This is a genomic window from Streptomyces sp. NBC_00249 (genome assembly GCF_026342355.1).
GTDB lineage: Bacteria > Actinomycetota > Actinomycetes > Streptomycetales > Streptomycetaceae > Streptomyces.
On the sequence record NZ_JAPEMV010000006.1, the window covers coordinates 59,055 to 83,076 of the forward strand.

Annotated in this window: 20 protein-coding genes and 1 pseudogene; 11 read left to right on the plus strand and 10 right to left on the minus strand. The window is 75.4% G+C overall.

The features are described 5' to 3' along the window. Positions 1 to 11: 11 nt before the first annotated feature. Complete coding sequence (locus OOK31_RS25000) at positions 12 to 851, plus strand: hypothetical protein (RefSeq protein WP_267089583.1); 840 nt, start codon at positions 12 to 14, stop codon at positions 849 to 851. Positions 852 to 868: 17 nt separating this feature from the next. Here the strand turns inward: OOK31_RS25000 and OOK31_RS39430 are convergent. Further along, positions 869 to 1,936 (minus strand): annotated as a pseudogene (locus OOK31_RS39430) (DUF6777 domain-containing protein); the annotation flags it as partial. Between the two features lie 9 nt (positions 1,937 to 1,945). Between OOK31_RS39430 and OOK31_RS25005 the strand changes: the two are divergent. Continuing rightward, positions 1,946 to 3,199 (plus strand): streptophobe family protein, encoded by a 1,254-nt coding sequence (locus tag OOK31_RS25005; RefSeq protein WP_267089584.1) that lies wholly within the window; start codon positions 1,946 to 1,948, stop codon positions 3,197 to 3,199. A gap of 43 nt (positions 3,200 to 3,242) precedes the next feature. Here OOK31_RS25005 and OOK31_RS25010 read toward each other — a convergent pair whose 3' ends face one another. Continuing rightward, complete coding sequence (locus OOK31_RS25010; protein WP_267089585.1) at positions 3,243 to 3,863, minus strand: hypothetical protein; 621 nt, start codon at positions 3,861 to 3,863, stop codon at positions 3,243 to 3,245. A 9-nt stretch (positions 3,864 to 3,872) separates the two neighbouring features. Beyond that, positions 3,873 to 6,230: an FHA domain-containing protein gene (locus OOK31_RS25015; protein ID WP_267089586.1), complete on the minus strand. Its 2,358-nt coding sequence runs from the start codon at positions 6,228 to 6,230 to the stop codon at positions 3,873 to 3,875. Positions 6,231 to 6,380: 150 nt separating this feature from the next. On the opposite strand from OOK31_RS25015, the gene OOK31_RS25020 reads away from it, so the two are divergent. The 5 genes from OOK31_RS25020 to OOK31_RS25040 all read left to right on the plus strand — a co-directional run bounded on the left by OOK31_RS25020 (position 6,381) and on the right by OOK31_RS25040 (position 11,755). Next, on the plus strand, positions 6,381 to 7,478 hold the full coding sequence (locus tag OOK31_RS25020; RefSeq protein ID WP_267089587.1) for a cation diffusion facilitator family transporter: 1,098 nt from the start codon (positions 6,381 to 6,383) through the stop codon (positions 7,476 to 7,478). A gap of 96 nt (positions 7,479 to 7,574) precedes the next feature. Beyond that, positions 7,575 to 8,057, plus strand: a complete 483-nt coding sequence (locus tag OOK31_RS25025; protein WP_267089588.1) for an NUDIX domain-containing protein — start codon at positions 7,575 to 7,577, stop codon at positions 8,055 to 8,057. 48 nt (positions 8,058 to 8,105) lie between these two features. Beyond that, positions 8,106 to 9,362: a Tm-1-like ATP-binding domain-containing protein gene (locus tag OOK31_RS25030; RefSeq protein WP_267089589.1), complete on the plus strand. Its 1,257-nt coding sequence runs from the start codon at positions 8,106 to 8,108 to the stop codon at positions 9,360 to 9,362. A 153-nt stretch (positions 9,363 to 9,515) separates the two neighbouring features. Beyond that, the gene (locus OOK31_RS25035; RefSeq protein WP_267089590.1) at positions 9,516 to 11,147 is read left to right on the plus strand and encodes a serine/threonine-protein kinase; all 1,632 of its coding nucleotides are present in this window, start codon (positions 9,516 to 9,518) and stop codon (positions 11,145 to 11,147) included. After that, the gene (locus tag OOK31_RS25040; protein WP_267089591.1) at positions 11,144 to 11,755 is read left to right on the plus strand and encodes a hypothetical protein; all 612 of its coding nucleotides are present in this window, start codon (positions 11,144 to 11,146) and stop codon (positions 11,753 to 11,755) included. The genes OOK31_RS25035 and OOK31_RS25040 overlap by 4 nt, the downstream gene beginning before the upstream one ends. A 259-nt stretch (positions 11,756 to 12,014) precedes the next feature. Here OOK31_RS25040 and OOK31_RS25045 read toward each other — a convergent pair whose 3' ends face one another. Beyond that, on the minus strand, positions 12,015 to 13,304 hold the full coding sequence (locus tag OOK31_RS25045; RefSeq protein ID WP_267089592.1) for an ATP-binding protein: 1,290 nt from the start codon (positions 13,302 to 13,304) through the stop codon (positions 12,015 to 12,017). 290 nt (positions 13,305 to 13,594) lie between these two features. Here OOK31_RS25045 and OOK31_RS25050 point away from each other — a divergent pair, with 290 nt between their 5' ends. Next, positions 13,595 to 14,383 carry a serine protease gene (locus OOK31_RS25050; protein ID WP_267089593.1) on the plus strand — a complete coding sequence of 263 codons (789 nt, stop codon included), beginning with the start codon at positions 13,595 to 13,597 and terminating at the stop codon, positions 14,381 to 14,383. 106 nt (positions 14,384 to 14,489) lie between these two features. Here the strand turns inward: OOK31_RS25050 and OOK31_RS25055 are convergent, their stop codons facing one another. The 4 genes from OOK31_RS25055 to OOK31_RS25070 form a co-directional block, all read right to left on the minus strand. Next, on the minus strand, positions 14,490 to 14,975 hold the full coding sequence (locus tag OOK31_RS25055; RefSeq protein WP_267089594.1) for an NUDIX domain-containing protein: 486 nt from the start codon (positions 14,973 to 14,975) through the stop codon (positions 14,490 to 14,492). Between the two features lie 9 nt (positions 14,976 to 14,984). Further along, positions 14,985 to 16,634 carry an apolipoprotein N-acyltransferase gene (gene lnt / locus OOK31_RS25060; RefSeq protein ID WP_267089595.1) on the minus strand — a complete coding sequence of 550 codons (1,650 nt, stop codon included), beginning with the start codon at positions 16,632 to 16,634 and terminating at the stop codon, positions 14,985 to 14,987. Positions 16,635 to 16,704: 70 nt separating this feature from the next. Further along, complete coding sequence (locus OOK31_RS25065) at positions 16,705 to 17,220, minus strand: hypothetical protein (protein ID WP_267089596.1); 516 nt, start codon at positions 17,218 to 17,220, stop codon at positions 16,705 to 16,707. Positions 17,221 to 17,298: 78 nt separating this feature from the next. After that, positions 17,299 to 18,357 carry an NAD(P)/FAD-dependent oxidoreductase gene (locus OOK31_RS25070; protein WP_267089597.1) on the minus strand — a complete coding sequence of 353 codons (1,059 nt, stop codon included), beginning with the start codon at positions 18,355 to 18,357 and terminating at the stop codon, positions 17,299 to 17,301. Between the two features lie 125 nt (positions 18,358 to 18,482). On the opposite strand from OOK31_RS25070, the gene OOK31_RS25075 reads away from it, so the two are divergent. Together OOK31_RS25075 and OOK31_RS25080 are read left to right on the plus strand one after the other, a co-directional pair. Then, positions 18,483 to 19,073 (plus strand): TetR/AcrR family transcriptional regulator, encoded by a 591-nt coding sequence (locus OOK31_RS25075; RefSeq protein WP_267089598.1) that lies wholly within the window; start codon positions 18,483 to 18,485, stop codon positions 19,071 to 19,073. Further along, complete coding sequence (locus OOK31_RS25080) at positions 19,070 to 20,014, plus strand: ADP-ribosylglycohydrolase family protein (RefSeq protein WP_267089599.1); 945 nt, start codon at positions 19,070 to 19,072, stop codon at positions 20,012 to 20,014. The genes OOK31_RS25075 and OOK31_RS25080 overlap by 4 nt, the downstream gene beginning before the upstream one ends. A 43-nt stretch (positions 20,015 to 20,057) precedes the next feature. Here OOK31_RS25080 and OOK31_RS25085 read toward each other — a convergent pair whose 3' ends face one another. Together OOK31_RS25085 and OOK31_RS25090 are read right to left on the minus strand one after the other, a co-directional pair. Then, positions 20,058 to 21,296 carry a hypothetical protein gene (locus OOK31_RS25085; protein WP_267089600.1) on the minus strand — a complete coding sequence of 413 codons (1,239 nt, stop codon included), beginning with the start codon at positions 21,294 to 21,296 and terminating at the stop codon, positions 20,058 to 20,060. A gap of 141 nt (positions 21,297 to 21,437) precedes the next feature. Next, positions 21,438 to 22,238, minus strand: coding sequence for a glutamate racemase (locus OOK31_RS25090; RefSeq protein WP_267089601.1), 801 nt, complete (start codon positions 22,236 to 22,238; stop codon positions 21,438 to 21,440). Between the two features lie 437 nt (positions 22,239 to 22,675). Between OOK31_RS25090 and OOK31_RS25095 the strand changes: the two genes are divergently transcribed. Next, positions 22,676 to 23,854 (plus strand): glycosyltransferase, encoded by a 1,179-nt coding sequence (locus OOK31_RS25095; protein WP_267090006.1) that lies wholly within the window; start codon positions 22,676 to 22,678, stop codon positions 23,852 to 23,854. Positions 23,855 to 24,022: the final 168 nt, after the last annotated feature.

Below are 24,022 nucleotides of genomic sequence, written 5' to 3' on the forward strand. Positions count from 1 at the left end.
CCGGCGGGCGCGTGAACCGGGGTGCGGTGGGCGAGGTGCGCGGCCGCGTGGGCGGCTGGGTGGTGGCCGGCGCCGACCGGCGCGGCGCTGCCGAGGTCGAGGGGGCCGCGGTCGGCACCGGCGCGCTCCGCAGGACGGACGGCGGCGCCGAGGTGACCGGCGGGAGCAGCGCCGAGGACCGCGAGGGCGACGGCGACGGCGACCTGGTCACCTTCGGGGAACGGGACGGGGACGCGGACCTGGACGCGGGCTTCGACGCCTCCGAGGCCGACGCCGACGCCGAAGCGGAGGCCGAAGCGGAGGCCGCCTCCGAGGCCGAGGAGGCCGGCGGGCAGGACTCGCCCCGCTCACGGGCACGGGCGCACGCCTCCGCGGAACGGGAATCCGAAGCGGACGCCGAAGCGGAGGCCGAGGTCGAGGCCGAGGCCGAGGCCGAAGCCGAAGCCGAAGCCGACGCCGACGAGGCCGGCGGGCAGGACTCGCCCCGCTCACGGGCACGGGCGCACGCCTCCGCGGAACGGGGGTCCGCGGGCGAAGCCGACTCCGATGCGGACGGGTGGCCCGAGGACGCGGACTCCGAGGGAGTCGCGGACGTCGGCGCCGTCGGGGTGGCGGACGGGGACGCGGAGTCGGAAGGCGTCCTGGGCCCGGACGGTGACGTGGTCGGCGACGTGGACTGCGACGGCGACGTCGGAGGCCGCGAGGAGGCCGGCGGCAGCGGCGGGGTCGGCCCTACCGGCGGCGGCGTCGGGATCACCGGCGGGACGACCGGCGGGGGCACGGGCCTGTCGTTCTTGCCGCGGTGGTCGCCGTGCTCGCGCTGGAACCAGCGCCGGTCCTGGTGGTCGTAGACGACGAACTTGTTCACGACCTTCACCGACGGCGCGACGACGACGACCTGCGCCGGCCGGTACGCGGTCCACGGCTGGCCGTAGCGCTTCGGGTTCGCCTCCAGCGCGACGGGCGCGCCGAGCGGGTTGCCGCACGCGCACCGCACCCTGGGCACGCCCCGGTCGTCCACCAGGACGGCGGTGCCGGCCTGCAGGACGGCCTGGTAGCTGGTGGCCCTGCCGTCGCGGTAACCGTGGTTGGTGACGCGGGTGTCCGCCCGCAGCTGCACGGGGGTCAGGGAGCGCAGGTAGCCGGGTACGGCCGCCGGCTGGATGCCGAGGGCCGAGGCGAAGACGGCGTTCTTGGCGGGCTGTGCGGACAGGACGCGGATCTGCTTCTCCACGTCACAGCTGGCTATGTCCCGCGTGCCGCCGTAGAGGCCGGGGTCGGCGCCGCTGACACTGCGGGTGGCCGTCGCCGGGCTGCTGGCCGCCGCGCTCGTCGAGGGCTGCGGGAGCGGCGGGTTCTCGGGCGGCGGGGGTGCGTCCTTGGCCGCCGTCGACTCGGTGAACGGGTCGGGCCCGGACGCGGCGGCCGGCTGGAGGAAGACCTCGGCCCCGGCACGCTGCGTGGTCCCGTCCCCGCTGGGCCGGGTCAGCACCACCACCAGGGTCACGACCGCCGCCAGGGCCACGATCGCCGTGGCGAGCCGGGGCACGGACCGCCACCACGGTGCCTGCGGCGGCTGCCCGGCACCGCCGGAGGGCCCGCCAGGGGGCCCTCCGGGGGGTGCGGGCGGCGGCGGGGGCGGGGGGCCGTGCTGCCCGCCCGACAGGGGTCCCGAGGGCGGCCCGGTGGGGCGGCCGGACGACGAGGAGGACGGCGGCTGCGACCGCGGGGATGACGGCTGGTTCGGCTGTGGGGGCCGCTCGCCAGAGGGTTGCGTGGTCACGGGCTCTCCTCTTCCCCGGGCCGAGACCTCCGGCCCGAGTGGATGTTCCGCGGGGAATGTCCGAGTTTTTATCCGGAAATTTCCGGAGTTCTTGCATTCCTGCGGACCATTGTGTGCGCCGTCCGGGTGGTGGCCGCAAGCCGGGGGTGCCACGGTTGCAGGGTGAGCCTTACCTTTCCGAGGGCCTGGCGCGACACCCTCGTCGCCGTGGTGGCGGGCTTCGCGGTGATGACCGCGGTGGCCGCCGCCGGCCTGGCCTGCGCCGGGGCCGGCGACCTCCCGGGCGGGGCCTTCCCCCGCGTGGTGGCCGCGGTCGTGGTGATGGCGGCCGGCGGTTCGGTCGAGGTGTCCGGCGGGGCCGGAATGCTGGCCGGGGCCGATGCGAGCCTGTCCGTCCTGCCGCTCTCGGTGAGCCTGGCGGGCGCCCTCACCGCCGGCTGTCTCTTCCTGCGCCCACTACGCCATCACGCTGTGGTCCGAACGGGTGAACTCCTCGGCAGGGCAGCTCGGTTGACGCTGCTGTGGCTGGTCGCGCTGACCGTCTTCGCGCTCCTCGCCCGGCAGACCTTCGGGCTGGCCACCGGCGACTCCCCCCTCGGCGAGATCGGCGAACTCCTCGACTCCGCACCGACGGTGGGTTTCCGGGCGGACCTGCCCGCCACGCTCGCCTTCGGACTCCTGTGGATCCTGGGCCTGTTGCTGATCTCCCTGCTGGTCTCCCGCCGCGCCCCGCTGCCGCCGGAGCTGCTCCGCTTCCACACCGCCGTACGCCCGGCCGCCTTCGCGACGACCGTGCTGCTCCTCGCGTACGTCGCCCTCGCGCTGGCAGCCGGCCTCGTCGTGGCCGTCACCCAGGGGCACGCCGCCCGGACCATGGCCGTGCTGCTGCTCGGCCTGCCCAACCTGGCCTGGCTCGCCCTCACCCTGGGCATCGGCGGGGCGTGGAACGGCCGGGTCGAGGGGCCGTTCGGCCTGCCGATGCCGCAGCTCCTGGACCAGGTCCTGCGCGGCCCCGACCTGTCCACGATCGACGTGGCCTCGCTCGCGCAGCGGGACTCCCGCGCCTGGTGGCTGGTGGCGGTGGCGGCCGTGCTGCTGCTGGGCACGGGCGTGCTGGCCGCCGTACGCTCCCCCGCGCGGGTCCCCGCCTGGCGGCACGCCCTCCACCTCGCGGTGGCGCTGGCGCTGGCCACGCTGACGGTGTGCCTGCTGGCCCGGGTCCAGGCCCAGTTCGGGCTGTCGATCCTGGGCATCGGCGACGCCGACGGCCTGGGCGGCACGGTCGAGCTCACCCCGTCCCTGTGGCGTACGACCGCCCTCGCCCTGCTCTGGGGCGCTGTCGCCGGCTTCCTCGGCGCCCTCCTGGCCCGCCCCCTGCGCCACCGCGGCCCGGCGGAGACCACCCCGCCGTCCTGAACGGACCGCGTCGTCCTGAGCACACCGGCGGAACCGGCACCGGTCAGCGGCCGCCCCCGTCGGGCAGGCCCACGATGCGCGTGGGGGCATGCGGCAGGTCCTCTACGTCTCCCCCTCCGCCGGGGTCCGCACCCCCCGGCGGGGGCTGCGGCGCGGGCGGAGCCCCCGGTTCCCCGGCGACCGCGTAGGTGGCGAGCGGGCCGCCCTCCGCGTACATCCACCGCCGGGCCGTCGTGTCGTAGACCCACACGAACTCCCCGTCGATGACGATCCCGGCCCGCAGGCCCCGTACGGCGCGCCGGAACGCCTCACCGTCGGGGCCCGCCCCGGCGGCCCGCCGGTAGCGCTCCAATGCCTCGGCGGCCCGCTCGAGGAGGGGGCCGGGGTCCTCGGCGCGCGCCAGGGGCCGGCCCGCGGTCGGCGGCGGCTGCGGCACGGCCACCAGGAGCCGGCCGTCGACCCACGCGGACCAGCCGTTGGAGCACAGGACCTCCCCCCAGTCCCCGCTGCGGGACAGCAGCTGCACGGGGAGGAAGGCGTCCAGGGCCACGGTCGGCCGGGACACGTCCGGGTCCTCCCAGGCGGGCAGTCCCTCCTGGGGTACGACGTGGGTGGGGCGGAAGTCGTCGCCGAGCCCTGCCGGGCCGCTCGTGGGGAAGGACATCGCTGGAGCCTACTTCCGCATGATCGCGGGCTCGTGGCGGCGCAGCAGCCGCGCGACGAGCAGTCCGAACAGCGCCGAGAGGACGACGAGCATCCCGAGGTTCAGCAGCCACACCCCGCCGGAGTGGGCGAAGAGGGGGTCGTCGGTGAGCGGTCCCGGCACGATCGCGGCGAGGTCGATGGTGCCGGCCATCGCGCCGAGCGCCCAGCGCGAGGGCACGAACCAGGCCAGCTGCTCGACGACCGGTACGCCGTCGAGCTGGAGCAGCGCCCCGCAGAAGACCACCTGCACGATGGCGAGGAGGACCAGCAGCGGCATGGTGACCTCCTCCTTCTTCACGAGGGCGGAGACGAGCAGGCCGAGCATCATCGCGGTGAAGGCGAGCAGGGCGACGGCCAGGGTGATCTCCAGGAGCGGTGGCAGGAACACCCCGTGGCCGTCGGGTGCCCCGAGTTTCACGCCGAAGAGGCCGACGAGGGTGAGGACCACGGCCTGGGCGACGGTGATGGCGCCGAGGACCACCACCTTGGACATCAGGTAGGCGGATCTGGAGAGTCCGACGGCGCGTTCGCGCTGGTAGATGACCCGTTCCTTGACGAGTTCGCGCACCGCGTTCGCGGCTCCCGTCAGGACGCCGCCGACGCACAGGATGAGCAGGGCGTTGATGGCGGTCTCCTGGGTGAGGGCGCTGCCCGCGAGGGCGCGGGCCATGGCGCCCATCACGAACGGCAGCGCGATCATGATGGCGAGGAAGGTGCGGTCGGCGCCGAGCGCGGCGGCGTAGCGGCGGACCAGGGTGGACAGCTGGGACCCCCAGCTCTGTGCCTTGGGCGGGGCGGGGGCGAAGCCGGCGGGGCCGGGGGTGTCCCCGGCGGGCCGGGCGGGGCGGGCGGCGCCCGCGACGTAGGTGCGGAACTGCGGGGAGGCGGCGTACTGGCCGGCCCAGTCGCGTTCGCGGTCGTTCTCGAAGGCTTCGAAGGCCTCCGGCCACTGTTCGAAGCCGAAGAAGCCGAGGGTCTCGCCGGGCGGGCCGTACCAGGCGATGCGGCCGCCGGGGGCGAGGACCAGGAGCCGGTCGCAGACGTCGAGGCTGAGGACGCTGTGGGTGACCACGATGACGGTGCGGCCGTCGTCGGCGAGGCCGCGCAGCATGTGCATGACGGAGCGGTCCATGCCGGGGTCGAGGCCGGAGGTGGGTTCGTCGAGGAAGAGCAGGGAGGGCTTCGTCAGGAGTTCCAGGGCGACGGAGACGCGTTTGCGCTGGCCGCCGGAGAGGCTGTGGATGGGCTGGTCGGCGCGCTGCTGGAGGCCGAGTTCGCCGATCACCTCGTCGACGCGCGCCTGGCGTTCGGCGCGGGCGGTGTCCTGGGGGAAGCGCAGTTCGGCGGCGTAGGTGAGGGCGCGGCGGACGGTGAGCTGGGAGTGCAGGATGTCGTCCTGGGGGACGAGGCCGATGCGGCTGCGGAGTTCGGCGTAGTCGCGGTAGAGGTCGCGGCCGTCGTAGAGGACGCTGCCCTGGTCGGCGGGGCGCAGTCCGGTGAGGGCGCCGAGCAGGGTGGACTTGCCGGCGCCGCTGGGGCCGACGACGGCGAGCAGGCATTTCGCGCCGACGGGGAAGGAGACGTGGTCGAGGAGGGTCTTGCGGCCGTGGTCGACGGCGACGGCCAGGCCCTGGACGTCGAGGGAGACCTCGCCGCTGTCGACGTACTCCAGGAGCTGGTCTCCGACGAGGCAGAAGGCGGAGCGGCCGATGCCGACGATGTCGCCCTCGGTGATCGTGGCCCGCTCGACGGGGGCGCCGTTGAGGTAGGTGCCGTTGTGGCTGCCGAGGTCGGCGATCTCGTAGCCGCCGTCGGGGAGGGCGCGCAGTTCGGCGTGCCGGCGGGAGACGACGAGGTCCTCGATGACGAGGTCGTTGGCGGGGTCGCGGCCGATGCGCAGGGCGGCCCGGGCGGCGAGCGGCCGGATGCTGGTGGGGCTGCGGAAGGTGCCGGTGTGGGCCGGGTCGGAGACGCGCCGGGGTCCTGCCTCGGCGGCGGCCTGCGGGGTCCGGACGGCGAGAACGGCGCGCGGGCCGTCCTCGCCGCTGCCGAAGCGCAGTTCGCTGCCGGGGCCCACGGTGCAGACCTGCACGCGGTGGCCGTCGGCCCAGGTGCCGTTGGTGCTGCCGGCGTCCTCGAGGGTCCAGTGGTCGCCGTCGGGGCGCAGGGCCGCGTGGTGCCAGGAGACGCGGGCGTCGTCGAGGAAGACCTCGCTGTGGGGGTCCCGGCCGACGTGGTAGGTCCGGCCGGGGCTCATGACGGTGGAGCCCCTGGCGGTTTCCAGGACGAGTTCGGGCGCGGTCGCCGCACCGGGGCGCTGGACCATGGACCGATCTTCCCACGATCCTCCGCGACCGGCATAACCGCAGGTCAGAGCGCGCTTATAGGGAATGACAACGGTCCCCGTTGCAGCCTTTGCCGTATCCGTCGCGGTGCGCTTCACTTCACGCGTCGGATCGAACGGACGGGGGATGCCATGAGCGGGCACGACCACGCGCACGACCGTGTGCACGAGGAGGGCCGGCCGCACGACCACGCCGACCACACGGACCACGACGGCCACAGCGGGCCCGGCGGGCACGCGGACGGGCACGGACACGGACACGCCGGGCACAGCCACGGCGTCGACCCGGACGCCGACCGGCGCTGGCTGGCCATCGCCCTCGCCCTGATCGGCGGCTTCATGGCCGTCGAGGTGGTCATCGGTGTGATGGCGCAGTCCCTGGCGCTGATCTCGGACGCCGCGCACATGCTGACGGACGCCGTGTCGATCGTCCTCGCGCTGATCGCGATGCGGCTGGCGGCGCGCCCGGCGCGGGGCGGGTTCACGTACGGCCTCAAACGGGCGGAGATACTTTCCGCCCAGGCGAACGGGCTGACCCTCCTGCTGCTGGCGGTCTGGCTGGCGTACGAGGCGGTCCGGCGGCTGATGGATCCGCCCGCCGTGGAGGGCGGGCTGGTGCTGGTGACGGCGCTGGCGGGGATCGTCGTCAACGTGGGCGCGGCCTGGTGCATCTCGAAGGCGAACCGGTCCTCGCTGGCCGTGGAGGGCGCCTACCAGCACATCCTGAACGACCTGTTCGCCTTCATCGGGACGGCGGTGTCCGGTCTGATCGTGCTCACCACCGGTTTCGTGCAGGCCGACGCGATCGCCACGCTCGTGGTGGTGGTGCTGATGGTGAAGGCGGGCTACGGGCTGGTCCGCGAGTCCGGGCGGATCTTCCTGGAGGCCGCGCCGGCGCACGTGGACCCGGACGCGGTCGGCGACCGCCTGGTCGGGCACCCGCCGGTGACCGAGGTGCACGACCTGCACATCTGGACGATCACCTCGGGGCAGGCGGCCCTGTCCGCGCACGTGCTGGTGGAGCCCGCGGGCGACTGCCACGCCGTACGCCGGGACCTGGAGCGGCTGCTGGCGAAGGAGTACGGGATCACCCACACCACCCTCCAGGTGGACCACGTCCAGGACGCCCTGCTGTCCGTCGGCCGGGCGGGCGAGGGCCCGGCGGACGGCGACGGGCACTGCGCGGAGGCCCACGGGCCGGTCCACCGGCAGGGCCCGCACGCGCACTGACCCGCGCGCCGCTCCGGGCGCACGCCGTCCCCCGCGCGGCGCACGCCGGTCCCCCGCCCCGCGTCGCCGGGAGACCGGCGGGGCATGCATCACGGCATGACGGGACCGAAGAGGTACAAGCGCAGCGCCGGGCTGCTGCTGTTCCGCCGTACCGGCGGGCCGGGGGTCGAGGTGCTGCTCGGCCATATGGGCGGCCCGCTGTGGGCGGGGCGGGAGGCCGGCAGCTGGGTGATCCCGAAGGGCGAGTACGGGCCGGAGGAGGAGCCCCGGGACGCGGCCCGCCGGGAGTTCACCGAGGAGCTGGGGCTCGCGCCGCCGGACGGGGAGTACCTGCCGCTGGGCGAGGTGCGGCTGACCAGCGGGAAGCTGGTGACCGTCTGGGCGGTGGAGGCGGACCTCGATCCGGCGCTGGTGGTGCCGGGGACCTTCACGATGGAGTGGCCTCCGCATTCGGGGCGGGAGCAGGAGTTCCCGGAGCTGGACCGGGTGGCCTGGTTCTCCCCGACCGCGGCCCGGAAAAATATGATGACCGCTCAATTGCCTTTTCTGGACAGGTTGTTGCCACTCGTGGAGGGTTGACCCGACCTTTACTTGCCAACAAACCCCACCTGCGTGGACATTGCACTTATGACGAACGTCGTGCTGGTGGGAACCCTGGACACCAAGGGTGTCGAGTACGGCTGGCTGCGCGAGAGGCTGCTGCGCGCCGGCGTCGAAGTGGTGCTGGTCGACACGGGGATCATGGGAGAACCCCGGGTCCCCGCGGACGTACCGCGTGAAGCGGTGGCCCGGGCGGCCGGCACGGAACTGTCGGAACTGCGCGCGGCCGCCGACCGGGGCGCGGCCGTGACCACGATGGCCCGGGGCGCCGAGGCGGCCCTCTTACGCCTGCACGCGGAGGGCAGAGTGCACGGGGTGCTCGCGATCGGGGGCAGCGGAGGCACCTCGATCGCGACGCGGGCGATGCGGGCACTGCCCCTGGGCGTGCCCAAGGTGATGGTCTCGTCGATGGCGTCGGGGGACGTGGCCCCGTACGTCGGGTCCGCGGACATCACGATGATGTACAGCGTGGTGGACATCGCCGGGATCAACAGCATCTCGGCGCCGGTGCTCGCCAACGCCGTGGAGGCCGTCGCCGGGATGGCCAAGGGCTTCGCGCGCACCGCCCTGGAGCGGCGGCGCTCGCCCCGGCTCGGCGCGGGCGCCCGGCCGCTGGTCGCGGCGAGCATGGCGGGGGTGACCACCGTCGGGGTGGACGCCGCCCGGGAGCGGCTGACCGAGCTGGGCTACGAGGTGCTGGTCTTCCACGTCAGCGGCACCGGCGGCCGCACCCTGGAGACCCTGGCCGGGCAGGGGATCTTCGCGGGCGTGCTGGACCTCACCCTCAGCGAGCTCGCCGACGACCTGTGCGGCGGGATCCTCACCGCCGGCCCCGACCGGCTCAGCGCGGCCGGGCGGGCCGGGATCCCGCAGGTGGTGAGCCTGGGGGCACTGGACATGGTGAAGTTCGGGCCGCTGGAGAGCCTGCCGGAGCGGGCCCGCTACCGGCGGGTGCGCGTCCACAACCCGTCGATCACGGTGATCCGTACGACCGAGTCCGAATGCGCGGAGCTCGGGCGCCGGGTCGCCGCGAAACTCCGCGCGGCGACCGGGCCGACGGCGGTCTGCCTGCCGCTGCGCGGGCTGTCCACGCTGGGCGCCCCCGGCGGCCCGTACCACGATCCGGGCGCGGACCGGGCGCTGTTCACGGCGCTGCGCGAGGGGCTCCGGGGCAGCCCGGCCCGGCTCTACGACTACGACACCCACATCAACGACCCGGCCTTCGGGCGGGCGGCCGCCGACCGGCTGCACGCGATGATCGGCGCGGTGTCGGCGGCGGCCTGACGGGGCCCGGCGACCCCTCAGGTCACGGTTCGGCACGGGCCGCACGGTTGGGAACCGGCCGTGGCGGAAAGCACGTCCCAAGGTGGTGGCTGGTCGGGGGACGACCGGCCGGCCGCCTTCAGGGGGCCTGTGACGCCACGGACGGGGGCGACGATGAGCAACGGCTGGACCGTTCCGGGATACACCGAGGTCCGGGAGCTCGGCGCGGGCGGCAGCGGCCGCGTCGTGCTCGCCGTCCACGACGGCACCGGTACGCCGGTCGCGGTGAAGTACCTCGCCGACCGGCTGCGCGAGGACCCGGCCTTCGTCCGGGAGTTCCGCGCGGAGGCCCGGCTGCTGGGCGGGCTGGGATCCCCGTACGTGGTGGGCCTGTACGAGTACGTGGAGGCGCCGGGCGGCGCCGCGATCGTGATGGAGCTGGTGGACGGCATCTCGCTGCGCGCGGTGCTGAAGCAGTCCGGCCGGGCGGACGCCGAAGCGGCGCTGGTGGTCCTCAAGGGCTCCCTGCTCGGGCTGGCGGCGGCCCACCGGACGGGCGTCGTCCACCGGGACTACAAGCCGGAGAACGTCCTGGTCGCGGCCGACGGCTCCTCCAAGCTGGTGGACTTCGGGATCGCCGCCGGGCGCGGCACGACCCCGGGGGTGGCGGGTACGCCCGCCTACATGGCCCCCGAGCAGTGGCAGGGGCAGCCGGCCTCGCCGACGGCCGACGTGTACGCGGCCACGGCGACCTTCTTCGAGTGCCTGACCGGCCGCAAGCCCTACGACGGGACGAACTTCGCGGAGCTCGCCGTCCAGCACATCGAGGCGCCCGTCCCCGAGACCGAGGCCCCCGAGCCGGTACGCCCCCTCATCCGGCGGGGTCTGGCCAAGCTCCCGGAGCAGCGGCCGGAGAACGCCGAGGCCTTCGTGGCGGAGCTGGAGGAGCTGGCGGTGGCCGCCTACGGGCCGCAGTGGGAGGAGCGCGGGCAGCGCAAGCTCGCCGCGCTGGCGGCCCTGCTTCCGCTGCTGTTCCCCTCGGCCGCCCCGGCCGCCGAGGGCACCACGGCGCTCGCCACCACCTCGGTCGGCGGCCCCTCGGGCTGGGCGCCCGGGCGCACCGGCTGGTTCGCGGCCGGGCTGGCGCTGGTACTGGGGGCGCTGCTGGTGCTCACCACCGACGCCATCGGCGGCACCCCGCCGGGGGCATCGGCGCTCAGCACCTTCGCCACGACCAGCGCGGCCCCGCCCGGCCCCGGCCCCACCGCCTCCCCGACGGGATCCCCGTCGGCCACGGCCTCCCCGACCGCCTCGGCCTCGCCCTCGGCGAGCCCGTCCGCGCCGGCCTCCCCGACGCCCACGCCCACCTCCGGCCCGACGCCCTCGTACTCGCCGCCCGGCCCTTCGGCGAGCCCGACCCCGAAGCCGACCACGAGCCCCACGCCCAGCCCGACACCGACGCCCTCGCCGACGCTGCGGGTGACCACGCTCGACGTGTCCCTCAAGACCGGGGTCTACCGCGGCGAGGCCACCGTGTCCCTGGCCACCCAGGGCTCCGGCCCGGTCACCGTCGTCCTGGAATGGTTCCTCGGCGACGCGCAGGGCAGTCTGGCCGTCGCGGACGGCACCGACACGGTCGTCGTCCAGTCCGGCGCCCTGGCCCCGGTGGTGCAGAGCCACACCTTCACCCGGGGGCGCGGCTGCTACGGCGGGGTCCGCGTCACCACCAAGCCCGCCGCGGGCAGCGGCGCGGCATCCGCTTCCCAGGTGCTCCTGCGGTGCCAGGACCAGGAGGTCCCGCGATGAGCGGTCCCCGCGCCCCGCAGGGCGACGACGACTACAGCGCCACCGTCCTCGGCAGCCACTGGTTCACCGGACCGCCGCCGCCCGCGGACGCCGCCCCCGACCGGGTGGAGGGGTCGGTGCTGCGCTTCGGGCCGGGGGTGACGGCCGCGATGCCCGCGCCGTTCCCGGTACTGCCCAGCCCCGGCCCCGCCCCGGCTCCCGCCCGGCGCCGGGGCGCGGGCTGGCGGCGGTACACGCTGGCCGTGGTCGTGCTGGCGGCGGTCCTCGGCTACCTGGGCTGGCAGCGGTACGGGCCGGCCGTGCAGGTACGGGACGTGGCGGTCAGCACCGACCCGGCGGGGCCGGGCTGCGACTCGGCCGCCGATGTGGTGGCCGTCGTACGCACCGACGGGCGGCCCGGAGTCCTCACCTACCGCTGGGTCCGCAGCGACGGGACCCGCTCGGCGGACCTCACGGAGCGGGTGCCCAGCGGGCGCACGGAGGCCACCTTGCACCTGCTGTGGACCTTCCAGGGCGCGGGCAGCTACCCGGCGCGGGCCGAACTCCAGCTGATCTCCCCGGTGCGGCGCACGGCGGCGGCGGAGTTCACCTACCGCTGCCGGCCGTAGGCCACCTGGCCGTTCGGCCGGGGTGGGGGTGGCCGTCCGGCCGAAGCGGCGGCCGGTCGCCCGCTGGTTGACTCGTAGAGGTCGAGGAAGGCGTGCAGGACGCCTTCCTCCACCCGCGCGGGTCACGTTCCAGCCGGCGATCACCCCAACCGGAGCGTGGCCGTCCCGTACCGGATCACGAGTCCGTGCGGGAGGCCCGCAGCCGCTTTGGGGAGTGGCTGCGGGCCCTTTCGTCCCTCGCGCCCGGCGTTCGACCGGTTCAGAACCGCGCGTGCGCGGTGATGTCGGCCTCGAACTCCCCGGTCATCGCGGGGGTCACCGTCGGGCGGCACTGGGCGACGGCCGCCAGGTAGTCCCCGGTGGTCGCCCCGAGCTGCGCGGCCGCCGCGCCGCGTGCGCCCACCGCCTCCAGGTCCCGTTCGAAGGACACCTGCGCGGCGATCCGTGCGGCGTGCTCGATGTCGGCCGGGGTGAACAGTTCCGTCGCCGCCACCAGGGCCGCCACGTCCACGTCCCCGCGCCCCGCCGTGTAGCGCCCCCAGATCGCGGCGCGGGCTCCGGCGTCGGGGGTGCCGATCGGGATCAGGTAGTCGAAGCGGCCCGGCCGCAGGAAGGCCGGGTCCAGGGAGCGGATGGAGTTGGTGGCGCAGACCAACAGCCGTTCGCCGCCCTCCCGGAAGCCGGGTATCAGCTTGAGCAGCTCGTTCGTCACCCCGTGCATCCCGCCGGGGTGGGCGGGCTCGGTGCGCACGGGCGCGATCTCCTCGACCTCGTCGATGAAGACGAGCACCCGCTCCAGTTCGGCGATCCGGGCGAAGGCGTCGCGCAGGGCCGTGGCCAGGTTCCCGCCGTCGGCGAGGCGGGAGGGCAGCAGTTCCACGAAGGGCCAGCCCAGCCGGGAGGCGATGGCGCGGGCGAAGGTGGTCTTGCCGGTGCCGGGCGGACCGAAGAGGGTGATGGCGCGCGGCGGCCGCACCCCGTGCGAGGCGGCCCGTTCGGGCTCCGCGAGCGGCAGCACCACGCGCCGCTCGATGAGGTCCTTCTCCTTCTCCATGCCGGCGACCTTCGCCCACAGGTCGCCCTGGAGGAACCGGCCGCCGAGGTCGTCGAGGAGTCCGGCCGCCGGTCCGTGCAGCGGTTCGGTCTTCTCGAAGTAGGCGACGGCGGGCTGGCGGGTGTAGCCGGCGTTGAGCAGGCCCTCGCCCAGGAGGTCCTCCTCGGGCAGGACGTACGCGATCCGGCCGACGCGGGCCGCGATGAGCCTGCGCTCCAGCTCGACGAGGAGGGCGCTGGCCAGGCCCCGGCCGCGCCAGCCCGAGGCGATCGCGATGCGCATCACCCAGGCCCGCTCCCCCGTCACGCAGGCGAGGGCCGCGCCGATCGGGACGCCCTGGTGGACGGCGACCACGCAGGGCTGCCGGTCGGTGAGCGCGCTGATGCACTCGGCGAGGGAGAAGACGGACTCCTGGCCGAGTTCGGCCGTGGTGTCGATCAGGTGGACCACCGCTGCGAGATCGCTCTCGCGGTAGTCGTGGATGAGCCAGTTCACCGGGTACCGCCCCTCGTTCGTGCTCCTGCGGCGAGGCTAGGGGCGGCCGGGCCCTGCCATCACGCTCCGCCGTGCACAACAGGCGGTCCGGAAACCGTCCGTGTCGTCCATAGACTGGTGCTTTCCGCCCGAACGCCTGGCCGCGGATCGCACCGCGTTCATGCCTTGCCACATACGCGCGGGTGTACGAACGCCGGGCGTGACGGTCCGGGCCCCGCCGGGACGGATTCACAGCTGATTCATACGGAGTACCGGGCTCCGGACACAGTTTCGCCGGGGAGGCTCGGTGCATGATCCAACGCAACCTCCCCCGACCGGCCGGCCGCTCCCGGGCCCGGCGGGCGTCCCGGATCCTGCTCGCGCTGACCGCGATGGCCGCGCTCGTGAGCGTGGACGTCCCGGACGCCGCGGCCGTGCCCCCGCTCGGTGTCACCGTCGAGGCCGTGCCCGACACGGCGGCGGACCGGGTGGGCGCCCTCTTCGCGGGCGGGCTGGACGGCGGGCACTTCTGCACCGCGTCCGTGGTGCGCAGCGCGGGCCGCGACCTGATCGCCACCGCCGCGCACTGCCTCGGCCATCCGGAGGGCACCGTGTTCGTGCCGGGCTACCGCGACGGGAAGGCCCCGTACGGGGTGTGGCGGCTGACCGGCGTACGGGTGTCCCCGGCCTGGACCGACGGCGTGGAACCCGACGCGGACCTGGCCTTCGCGACGCTCGCCCCGCTGGACGGCGTACGCGTCGAGGACGTCGTCGGGGGCTTCCCGGTCGCCGGGCGGCAGCCGGAGGCGGTGACGGTGACGGTCCTGGGCTACCCGAGCGCCCAGGAGGCCCCGCTGCGCTGCGCGAACACCACCAGCCTGTTCACGGACACCCAGCGGCGCATCGACTGTCCCGAGCTGAGCGGGGGCACCAGCGGCAGCCCGTGGCTGGCGGGCGGCGCGCTCGCCGGGGTCCTCGGCGGGTACGAGGGCGGCGGCACCGTCCCGGAGGTCTCCTACAGCGCGGTGATGGGCGACGCGGCGCTGGAGCTCTACCGGGAGGCGGCGGGCGGGGCGGGCGGGGCGGGCGGGGCGGGCTAAGCCGGCGGGGGTTCGGCGCTCCACTCGATCGGTCTCCAGCAGGCGGCCCCGGGCGCGGACGTCCCGTCCCCCGCTCCGGGGCCGGGGAACCCCGGGGGCGGCGGGCCTACTCGGCGATCTCGGCCGGTGCCGCGAACCAGGTCGGCGCGTCCTGCTGGGCGCGGCGGATGCGGTCCACGGCGAAGGGCTCCAGCGGGGGCAGGGAGTCCGGTTCGAACCAGGCCACCTCCAGCAGCTCCCCGTCGGCGGGGCGGGCCTCGCCGCCGGTGGCCCGGCAGCGGAAGGTGATGTCCTGGAACTGGCAGACGTCGCCGTTGGGGTAGGTGATCGGTTCGAGCATCTGCACGAGGACGACCCGTTCGGGCACGCACCGCACGGCCGTCTCCTCGTACACCTCGCGCACCGCCGTGTCGGCGGGCTGCTCCCCCGGTTCGGCGATGCCGCCCACGACGGACCACCGTCCGGTGTCGGCCCGTCGGCCGAGGAGCACGCGGCCCTGGTCGTCGAGGACGATGGCGGTGACGCCGGGGAGCAGCAGCAGCTGCTGTCCGGCGCCCGCCCGGATGGCACGGATGAAATCGGGTGTGGTCATGCCCCGACCCTACGAGGCCGAGCCCGCCCGGCGGCGCGCGCGGATCCGGCGGAGGAGGACGGCGCCGAGGCCACCGGCGGCGAGCAGCAGCAGCGCGTACTCGGGCAGCGGGCCGAAGCGGGTGGCGGGGGTCTGCGTGGAGCGCAGCGGGATCTCGGCGACCAGCGCGTCGGCGGTGAACATCTTCGTCTGCGAGACGACCGAGCCGTCGGGCCGGATGACCGCGCTGACGCCGCTGGTGACGGGGACGAGGACGGTCCGGCTGTGCTCGACCGCGCGGATCCGGTCCATGGCGAGCTGCTGGTAGGTCATCTCGGTCCGGCCGAAGGTGGCGTTGTTGCTGGGGACCGCGATGACCTGGGCGCCGGCCTCGACGGTGGAGCGGACCGCGTCGTCGAAGGCGGCCTCGTAGCAGGTGACCATGCCGACGCCGGTGCCCGCCATGTCGAAGACTCCGGGCTCCTTGCCGGGTCCGAAGTCGCGGCGGACCCGGTCGACGTCGGAGCTGAAGAGCCGGACGAAGGAGCGCATCGGGATCCGCTCCCCGAAGGGCTGGATCTTGCGCTTGTCGTAGGTGTCCGTGGGGCCCTTGACCGGGTCCCACAGGATCATCGTGTTGCGCAGCGGCCCGGTCTCGGGGGCGAGGACGGAGCCGATGGCGACGGGTACGCCGATGGCCTTGACCGCGTTGTCGATGACGGCGTAGGCGTCGGGCTGGGTGTAGGGGTCGATGTCGGAGGAGTTCTCCGGCCAGACGACGAAGTCGGGCTTGGGGGCGCGGCCCGCCTTGACGTCCTGGGCGAGCTGGACGGTGCGGTTCGCGTGATTGTCCAGGACCTGGCGGCGCTGGGCGTTGAAGTCGAAGCCGGCGCGCGGGACGTTGCCCTGGATGACGGCGGCCACGGCGGTTCCGTCCTCGGCGGCGTCGGAGACCAGCGGGCGGGCGGCGAGGGCCACGCCGACCGGGGCGGCGACGGCGAGGGCGGCGAGCGCGGCGGTGCTGCGGCCGGGGTGGTGGCGGACGGTGCGCGCGAGCTCGTACAGCCCGAAACCGCACAGGGCGACGGCGAAGGAGAGCAGCGGGGTGCCGCCGAGCGCGGCGAGCGGGACGAGGACGCCGTCGGCCTGGCCGAAGGCCAGCTTGCCCCAGGCGAAGCCGCCGAAGGGGGCCCGGGCGCGCAGGGCCTCGTCCGCGACCCAGACGGCGGCGGCCCACAGCGGCCAGGCGGGCAGCCGGCTGACGAGGGCGATGCCGAGGCCGGCGAGGCCGATCAGGAGGGCCTCGAGGGCGACGAGCGCCAGCCACGGGACGGGGCCGACGCCCTCGCTGGTCCAGACGAGGAGCGGCAGCAGGTACCCGAGGCCGAAGAGGGCGCCGAGGCCGAAGCCCGCGCGGGCGCGGCGGCCGCGCAGGCAGCCGGCGAGCAGGGCGAGGGCGAAGGGGGCCAGCCACCACAGCGGGCGGGGCGGGAAGCTGACGTACAGCAGCACTCCGGCGAGGGCGGCGAGGACGGCACGCACCGCCCAGGCGCCCTTGCGCGGCCCGGGGGCGGTGCCTTCGGAGGCTGCTGTTTCGGTGGCGGTCCCGGGGTCCGCCTCGGCTCGGTCGGCGGGCCGCTGCGGCTCGCTCCCGGCGGCGCGGGTGACACTGCTGCTCATCTGGCGGAGTGTACGTCCCCGCACCCCAAGGACCGGTAAGGAGCCGCCGGGCCCCGGCCGGGAGCTGGGCCTAGCGGGCGAGGGTGCGCAGGTGGGCGCGGATGACGCGGACCGCGTTCTCGGCGTCGTCGACGGTGACCGTGAACAGTTTGCCGTCGCCGAGCCGCAGCTCCAGGCCTTCGCCACGGCGGACGATCACCGCCGTGCCCTTGTCGGGGCGCCAGCGGTAGCCCCAGCCGCCCCAGTGCTGGGGGGTGACCTTGGGGAGGAACTCGGCGGAGGTCACCTCGTCGAGGGGGATGCGCCGGCGCGGCACGCCGACGTAGCCGCAGCGCACCTCCACGGCCTCGGCGTCCACGGTGACGGACACGTGCACGAAGGCGAGGGTCCCGTAGAGGATGAGCAGTCCCGCGGCGAGGCAGCCGATCACCGCCATGAGCAGCGGAGCGATGCCGGAGGTCCAGGCGTAGTCGACGGCGAGCTCGATTCCGAGCGCCAGGCAGGCGGCACCGGCCACGGCGAGCAGCCACTGCACCCGGTTGGAGGCCCGGCCCGTCCAGAGCGGGCCCGGGGGGTGAACCGTCATGTCCAGCAGCGTACTCACGTTCCGGATCCGCGCCACCGTCCCTGCGCCACTCGGAGCAGCACCCCCTGCGGGCGGGCCTCAGCCGGGCAGCAGCCTGAGGAGGGCGTCGCGCAGGGCGGGGCGGCGGCCGGTGATGAAGCGGTGCAGGTTCCGGGAGCCGAAGGCGACGCGCTGCGCGCTGCGGCGGCGCTCGGCGTCGTAGGCGCGCAGCGCGGCCGGCAGCCCGGCCCGGCCGTGGGCGGCGACGGCGCGGGTGAGGGCCTCGGCGTCGAGGAGGGCGGTGCAGGCGCCCTGTCCGAGGTTGGGGGTCATGGCGTGGGCGGCGTCGCCGACGAGGGCGGTGCGGCCGCCGGTGACGAAGGTGGGGAGGGCGGGGTGGAGGTGGCGCATCTCGTACCGGATCCAGGTCGCGGGGTCGGTGCCGTCGAGCAGGCGCGGGATCGGGTCGTGCCAGCCGGCGAAGGCGGCCCGTACGTCCCCGGCCGTGGTGGCCTCGGGGACGGCGGCGTACCAGTTGGTGCGGCCGGGCTCGACGGGGGTCATGCCGAAGAACCGGCCGCGGCCCCAGGTCTCGCTGTAGGTCCCCGTCTCGAAGCCGGCGATGCCGATCCAGGCGACCGTGCCGACGGCGCGGACCGCGCTGCCTCCGCCGAAGCGGGAGGTGCGCACGGTGCTGTTGATGCCGTCGGCGCCGACGAGCAGGTCGGCGTCCTCGACGGAGCCGGGATCGGTGAGGCGCTGCCCGTACGCGACGGGCGGGCCGCCGAGGCGGTCGAGTTCGGCGAGCAGGGCGTCGATCAGGTGGGGGCGGGAGACGAGGAGTTCGGGGCGGCCCGCCTTGCGCTCGACGCGTTCGAGGGGGAGGGCGGCGAGCACGGTGCCGTCCGGGCGGCGGATGTGGGCGTGCCGGTACGGGACGGCCCGCGCGCGCAGGGCGGCGCCGAGGCCGAGGCGGTCGAGGGCGGTCTGGGCGGTGGGGTGGATACCGAAGGCCGTGCCGTAGCGCTCGGGGGCGGTCCGGCGTTCGAGTACGGTCACGGACCAGCCCGCGCGGCGCAGCCCCACGGCGGTGGCGAGCCCGCCGACGCCCGCGCCGACCACGACGGCGCGGCCGGTTTCACTGTCTCCGATTCTCATGGCGTGCCCCTCGATCCCTCACTCCGGTTTCCCCGGACGGACGTACGGAACCTCGGCACCACGAGCATTTCACCACAGCCGTGGTACCCCATCTGTGGTACCACGATTGTGGTTATGCTGGCAAGGTGAATCAGGACCGCAGGGACCGGCTGCGCGACGCGGCGATGACAGTGCTGGCGGAAGCGGGCGGGCGCGGGCTGACCCACCGGGCCGTCGACGCCGCGGCAGCGGTACCGCTGGGCACGGCCAAGAACTACTTCCCGAACCGCGACGCCCTGCTGCGCGCCGTGGCGGAGCGCTGCGTGGAGCGGTACCGGGAGCTCGCCGCCGGCCTGGCGGGGACCGGGCCGGGACCGTCCGGGCGGGCGGAGCTGGCGGCCTTCCTCGCCGGCCTGCTGCGCGACGTCGCCGGGCCCGGCCGGCCGCGCCTGCTGGCCTACCTGGAGCTCCAGACCGAAGCCACCCGGCGGCCGTGGCTGGCCGCGCTGCTGGACCCGATCGGCGCCGCCGACTTCGCGGCGTACGGCCATCTCCTCGCCGGGGCCGGACTCCCGGCCGGACCGGAGCGGGCCCGCGCCCTGACCCTCGCCCTGCACGGGGCGATCCCGCACCTGCTCGCCGGTGCCCCGCAGACCCTGGCCGCGGCCGGGCTGGAGGACCTGGAAGGGTTCACGCGCCGGGTCCTGGACACCGTCTGCCCGGGGAACGAAGCGTGACCGGCCGGCTCGACCGGGCCGTCGGGGCCGTCCTGGGCTCGGCGGCGGGCGACGCGCTGGGCGCGCCCTACGAGTTCGGACCGGCCGGTGAACTGACCGCACGGGGACGGGAGATGCTCAGCGGCGGCGGCTGGGACCCCGGCGAGGCCACGGACGACACACAGATGGCGGTCCTGGTCGGGGAATCGCTGCTGGAGTGCGGCGGCCTCGAACTGCCCGACGTCTTCCGGCGGTTCCAGCGCTGGGCGGCCGGACAGCCCAAGGACATCGGCCTGCAGACCGAGGACGTACTGTCCAGCGGCGAACCCTGGGACCTCGCGGCCGCCCTGCACTTCCAGGTCAACGCGCGGGCGGCGGGCAACGGTTCCCTGATGCGGGCCTCGACCTCGGCGGTGTACTTCGCCCCCGCCGGACGGGAGGCCACCATGGACGCCGCCCGGCGGATCGCGGCCCTCACCCACGGCGACCGGGCCGCCTGGGAGGGCACCGCCGTCCTGCACGAGCTGGTACGGACCGCCCTGGACGGAGACGACCCTCTGTCCGCGCTCCCCGCGGCGCTCGATGCGCTGGACCCGGACCACCGCGAGCGCTACGCCCGCGTCCTCGACCCGGCCTGGCACCCGGACCTGGCCACCGAGTTCAACGGGGCGGTGTGGCCCTGCCTCGGCTCGGCGGTGTGGGCGCTGCGCACCACCACCGGGTTCGCGCAGGCCGTACGGGCCGCCGTGGACCTGGGCGGCGACACCGACACCGTCGCGGCCGTGACGGGCACCCTGGCCGGTGCGGTGTACGGCCAGGGTGCGGTCCCCGAGGAGTGGACGGGCCCGCTGCACGTGCCCCTGCCCGGGTTCGGCGACCGGGTCCTGGACGCGGGAGCACTGCGCGCCCTGGCCCACCGGCTCGACGAAGCGGGCTCCCGCGCCGCGGCCGGGCCCGGCTGAGGGGCTGCGCCCGGGAGCCCCGGACGCCCCGGACGCCCCGGGGTCAGCCGCAGCCGCAGCCTCCGCAGCCCCCGCCGCCGCCACAGCCGCCGTCGCCCCCGCAGCCGCCGCCGGAGGCGGTGCCGCCGGACGCGGTGCTCGCCGAGGTGCCGGTGGCCGTCGCCCGCGTGCCCGCGCTCCGCTTGCTCGCCTTCTGCGCGCGCGAGCGCTCCCGTTCCGCCTCGGCCTCCCGGTCGCGCTGCCACTGCTCGCTCGCGCGGTAGGAAGAGCCCGCCGGGGTCCACGGGCCGAGATCGTGCCTGCGGCGCGGCAGCAGGGGCGACGCGGTCAGGGAGGAACGCAGGCTGGCGCCGTACTCGTGGACGCCGTACTCGAGGACGATCTCGGCGCCCTCCCGCGGCACCCCGTAGAGCACCGCTTCGAAGGGCTCGGAGCGGGGGTCGATGTCGTGCAGTCCGTCCTGGAACACCTTCTCCGGGCCGCCCGCCAGCAGCCGGCCCCCGCCCCCGGAGTCCGTCTCCTGGGGCCGGCAGGAGATCAGGGGGCGCCCCGAGGTGTCGTCGGGGTCCGGGTACAGCCAGAAATGCCCCGACCGTGCGATCCGTACGCCCACCACGAGGACGGGCTGCCGCTCCTCGTACAGCCGCCGCGCGGCCCGGTCGGCGCCCCAGCCCCAGCCCATCAGGGTGGTCCCGAGCACCAGCAGGGGCAGCGCGATGCGCTGCTGGCCGAGGGCGTCGTAGGGGACGGGCTCGCCGTGTCCTGCGAAGTCCTTGACGATGCCCTCGACGAGGATGAACGCGGCCACCAGACACAGGACGCCGCCGGCCATGAACGACCCGTCGCCGCGCCGTTCCAGCCCGCGGGGCAGGTTCTCCGGGGCCGGGAACCGGGCCGGCCCGGCCGCGGCGCGGGCCAGCCTCTCCTGCCTGCGGCGGGACCACAGCCGCAGCAGCGTCCCCGCCAGCGCCCACAGCGATACGCCGCACACCAGGAGGAGCCCGGCCTCCGCCGCGCCGCCGGACACCGCACCCGCCGGGAGGGTGAGGGCCGACTCCAGCGCGAGGAGTGCGGCGGCGGCCGCGGCCGCGCCGGGCAGGTAGCGGTACCAGAGCGGCAGCGCCACCAGCAGCAGCACGTCGGGGTAGGCCCGCCAGGCGGTACCGGCCGTGGCGGGGCCGTCGCCGCCGCGCAGGAGCAGCACCAGCGAGACGATCACGAGGACGCCGAGAAGCCAACTCCCGGCGGCAGGGGCGAAGACGACCGGGACACGAGCCTTCATCCAGCGCTCGGAATCCGGAACACCCCATGTACGTATGTCAGTTGCCGGTCTCACGCCGGCGGGGAGGTGCTTGGCGTAGGCAATCACGGACCCAGTATGCGAGCACGCCCGCAACGGGGGAACCGCAATATCCGCTCCGGGTCAGGCGCCGACGGCCACGTTCCGCTCCAGGCCCGCCAGCAGGCGCCCCTCGGCGTAGCGCAGCGCCGTCGCCGGCAGGGCGGAGGGCCGCCCGCTGAGCAGCACGGTCAGGCCGCCGGTGCGCGGCAGGCCGGGCTCGGGGGTGGCGCCGAGGCGGCGCAGCGCCTGCACGGCGACGGCCTCGGCGGAGCCGTGGTACGTGATCTCCGCTCCCCCGGTGCGCTCGGCGAGGGCGGCCCTGATGGGGTCCCCGACGAGCTCGTAGTGCGTGCAGCCGAGCACCACGTCCGTGACGTCGGGTGGGGTGAGGGCGGCCGCGGCGGCGACGGCGCGTACGACGGCGGCCTCGTCGGCGGCCTCGACGGCGTCGGCGAGCCCGGGGCAGGGCACCTCGGTGACCGTCGCCCCGGCCGCGAAGTCACGGATCAGCCCGCGCTGGTACGGGCTGCCGGTGGTGGCGGGGGTGGCCCAGATCGCGACCCGCCCGCCGGCGGCCGCGGCGGGCTTGATCGCCGGGACGGTACCGATGACGGGGATCCCGGGCTCCAGATCGGCCCGCAGGGTGTCCAGGGAGTGCACGGAGGCGGTGTTGCAGGCCACGATCAGCGCGTCGGGGCGCAGCGCGGCGGCGGCCCGGGCGACGGAGCGGGCCCGCTCCGTGAGGTCGGCGGGCGTACGCGGACCCCAGGGCATGCCGTCGGGGTCGGAGGAGAGCAGCAGATCGGCGTCGGGCCGCAGCCGACGCGTCGCGGCGGCCGCTGCGAGGAGGCCGATTCCCGAGTCCATGAGCGCGATCTTCACCTGGTCACCTTAGTCGACGCCCCCACCCCGCCACATCGCCGCCCCAACCGCCCGGAGCCCCGAACGGGCAGACACCGGGCACAGGCCCACCGGGATCCGGGCGCGACCCCGGGCGGGTGCCGGCAGCCCCGTGCGGGGGCCGGGGGCAGAGCCCCGTGCGGGGTCCGGGGGCAGAGCCCCGTGCGGGGTCCGGGGGCAGAGCCCCGTGCGGGGTCCGGGGGCAGAGCCCCGGTTTCGGGAAGGGGCGGGGTGGGGGAATGCCCCGCAGGGCCCGCACCCGCACCACCCCCGCCCCCGCCGCGGCAGCGCGCCGCGGCAGCGCGACGCGGCAGCGCGACGCGGCAGCGCGACGCGGCAGCGCGACGCGGCAGCGCGACGCGGACGACGAGGACGCCAGGATCCGCGACACGCCCCGCAGGGTCCGGCACACTGCGCCCATGGGCCTTCTCCTCACCGCCTGCGCCTCCCTCGCCGCCTGGCTCTGGCTCACCCTCGCCCAGGGCATGTTCTGGCGTACCGACGTCCGCCTGCCCCCGCGCACCGCCCCCGCCCACTGGCCTTCCGTGGCGATCGTCGTGCCCGCCCGCGACGAGGCCGAGGTGCTCCCCCGCAGCCTGCCCTCGCTGCTCGCCCAGGACTATCCCGGCGAGGCCGAGATCGTCCTGGTCGACGACGGCAGCACCGACGGCACCGCCGCGACGGCCGCCCGCCTGGCCGCCGAGTGCCCGGGGATCCCCCTCACCGTGGTGTCCCCGGGCGAGCCCCCGCCCGGCTGGACGGGCAAGCTGTGGGCCCTGCGCCACGGCATCGCGTACGCCCGCCACGCGCACGCCGTCGAGCCGGACTACCTCCTCCTCACGGACGCCGACATCGCCCACGAGCCCGACAGCCTCCGCGAGCTGGTCGCCGCCGCGACCTCGGCCCGTCTCGACCTCGTCTCGCAGATGGCCCGGCTGCGGGTGACGGGTTTCTGGGAGCGCCTCGTCGTCCCCGCGTTCGTGTACTTCTTCGCGCAGCTGTACCCCTTCCGCCGGATCAACCGTCCCGCCGCCCGGACCGCGGCGGCCGCCGGCGGCTGCGTGCTGCTGCGTACCGCGGCCGCCGTCCGCGCGGACGTCCCCGACTCCATCCGGCAGGCCGTCATCGACGACGTCTCCCTGGCCCGCGCCGTGCAGGCGACCGGCGGCCGGATCTGGCTCGGGCTGGCGGAGCGCGTGGACAGCGTGCGCCCGTACCCGGGGCTCGGGGAGCTGTGGCGGATGGTGTCGCGCAGCGCGTACGCCCAACTGCGCCACCAGCCGCTGCTGCTCGCCGGGACGGTGGCCGGGCTGGTCCTCGTGTACCTCGTCCCGCCGGCCGCGCTCGTCGCGGGGCTCGCGGCGGGGCGCCCCGCCGTGGCGTGGGCCGGGGGCGCGGCCTGGCTGCTGATGGCCGGCACCTATCTGCCGATGCTGCGCTACTACGGGCAGTCGGCCGTCCTAGCTCCGCTGCTTCCGTTCACGGCGCTGCTCTACCTCCTGATGACGGTCGACTCGGCCGTCCAGCACTACCGGGGGCGCGGGGCGGCCTGGAAGGGCCGTACCTATGCCCGTCCCAGCGATGTGCGAAACAGCTGAGATGACGTCATCCGAGGTCACCGCGTTGTGACGCTGCGTCAGCGACAAGTAGGTGCAACGGCCAACCGGTGAGTACGAGTCAGAACAACGTGGGACGCAAGTGACGAATCGTGCAGGTGAACGTCAAGTGAAAGCTGTGGCCCTGACCTGCGAATATGCAGGTCAGGG